Annotated in this window: 3 protein-coding genes; all 3 read right to left on the reverse strand. The window is 59.4% G+C overall.

The features are described from left to right. Nucleotides 1–142: 142 nt before the first annotated feature. Complete coding sequence (locus tag IBX53_RS15890; protein ID WP_290911288.1) at nucleotides 143–382, reverse strand: SOS response-associated peptidase family protein; 240 nt, start codon at nucleotides 380–382, stop codon at nucleotides 143–145. Between the two features lie 154 nt (nucleotides 383–536). Next, on the reverse strand, nucleotides 537–1,280 hold the full coding sequence (locus tag IBX53_RS15895) for a DUF3800 domain-containing protein (RefSeq protein ID WP_290911291.1): 744 nt from the start codon (nucleotides 1,278–1,280) through the stop codon (nucleotides 537–539). Further along, a partial coding sequence (locus tag IBX53_RS15900; protein ID WP_290911294.1) for a GIY-YIG nuclease family protein occupies nucleotides 1,277–1,997 on the reverse strand: 721 nt, incomplete at its 5' end. The genes IBX53_RS15895 and IBX53_RS15900, both read right to left, overlap by 4 nt.

The following is a 1,997-nucleotide window of genomic DNA, read 5'->3' on the forward strand; positions in this document are numbered from 1 at the left end:
GATGCGAGTCGGCCAGCCCTCGGCCGATGGGAGTTCCCCCCGTAGTTTATTTTTTGCCCTGAAAGTGGCCTTTCAGGGCGATTCCCGGTGTGCTTTCAAACCGCAGATCACCATCAACCACCTGAACAGGGCAGGAGACGTTTCAGGATAAGGCCTCGATCAGCCCCGGATCATCCTCCACCGGCCGGTTGACCCGGGGACTCACCGGCCAGTGCGTCAGCCGATCGTGCGGGAGGTGATGGACGAGGTGGCGGATCGTCTCGCGGCCGGTCAGGTCGGGATCAAGCCAAGTCTCGAGGCTCTGCTGATTCAGGATCAGCGGCAGCTTCAGAGAGGCCGCCAGGCTGGGGAAGTCGCTATAGAGGGCGTAGCGGCCGCACATAGTGATGGGGTCTCCGTGATATGAAGCGTTGAGGACAACCACCAATACACTCGCTCGGGTTGCCAGCAGCGGACTAGGTGCCTACCATATAGGCATGGATTGGGAATGCCCGATCGGCAAGGGGCCTCGGCGAATGCGTCGGGGCCTTTTGTTTTCAGGGATATACCTTCAGCCCCCAGCCGCTGACCTGTCCAGCACGGCTACGCCGAAACTTGGCTTCCAATATCTCGAAAGCCCGATTTGGTTGATCCGGGTTCAGCAGATGGCGACCGATGGGACGCGCGACCATATCCGCCAGCTGCAAACCAGCCGAGTTCACCTTCTTGTTGGCCATGACGATATCCAGGGTCTCTCCCAGCCCCTCTACCCGTGACTGATCCTTGATACGCCGGAATTCCAACTCCAGCGCCTGATCTTCTTGCAGCCCTCTCTGCTCGAAGACGACATGGGTCAGTTGACCTCGCTGCCGAAGCCCTTGCAGCTCAATGAAGACGCGCTCCAATCCGAACTCCATGGCGACATGGTATGGATTTCCATCCACACCATGTCGCTGGGAGAAAGCTTCTTTCATGATGCAACTGGCCACCAAGATGAAGGGAGCCGTTTCGATGATCCTCGATAGCTCCTCCATGAAGCGATGTCTGACATTCGGGTTAAGAAGAATATCGAAAGGCTTTCTTGCTTTCCGGATCTCCGCCTCGTGGAGGACCACCATGTCATGGCCGAAGTAGCGAAACTTCAGCTCCTGTATTTTCGGCACGATTTGTGTCAGGTAAGCTTGTTTGTGGATGATACAAAATGCCAACACGAACACTGGATAATCGGGATTGATGTTCTTCAGCCCATGATCACCACTCTCATCCACGTAAACAATATACTCTCCGAAATCACCCATCATTCAGCTCCACCCCTGCCCTCTTCTCCTTCTCCGCTGGCGGCAGCACTGACCTGCCGATCCTGCCACTCACCATAGGTCAGCCCACTGCCCTCAGCTTTCCAGGAGGTCCGCCCGTTGGCGCTTCGGCCGGAAACCACCGCGGCGGCGGCGCTGGGGCTGCTGAAGCTCTGGTCCTCGTTGAAGATCCGCGTACCATCACTTTCCACCAGCACCCCGTCCTCGCAGAGCTGGTTGTAGAGGCTCTGATAACCGCGCTCGGTGCCGACCCAGCTGCCCCGGGCCAGGGAGCCCTTGAAGACATAGAACTCGCCGTCGATCTCCTGGCCGGTGGCGCGGATACCGTGCCGTGGCACCTCCAGGGTGAAGCGCGGAGAGGCCTCGGGCTCTGCCGCTGGGGCCTCTTCCGGCACCCGCGAGGGGCGCGAGGTCTCGCGGAGGAAGTCGAAGCCGAGCACCGGCAGCACGGTACGGATCTGCTCCATGAAGAACGCCATATCGGCGCGATCCGACTCGGGCAGATTGATGTACTCGTGGGCGGTGCCGTTGATCAACTTGCAGCGACCTACCTGGCCAGCGTTCTGAATCAGCAGGCTCTCCAGGTACTTCACGTGGGCCTTGGTGAGGTTCTGATCCTTGCTGGTGACCAGGCAGACCTTCTCCCAGAAGTCCTTGCCGCCCCTCTCCTCCGGGCGGTTGTGCTGCTTGAGCCGGGTGCCG

The sequence above is a fragment of the Halomonas sp. genome (assembly GCF_014859505.1).
Lineage (GTDB): Bacteria > Pseudomonadota > Gammaproteobacteria > Pseudomonadales > Halomonadaceae > Halomonas.

Coding starts and splice junctions, on each gene's coding strand:
- IBX53_RS15895 (WP_290911291.1), bottom strand. CDS start 1,280: ATGATGGGTGATTTCGGAGAGTATATTGTTTACGTGGATGAGAGTGGT.
- IBX53_RS15890 (WP_290911288.1), bottom strand. CDS start 382: ATGTGCGGCCGCTACGCCCTCTATAGCGACTTCCCCAGCCTGGCGGCC.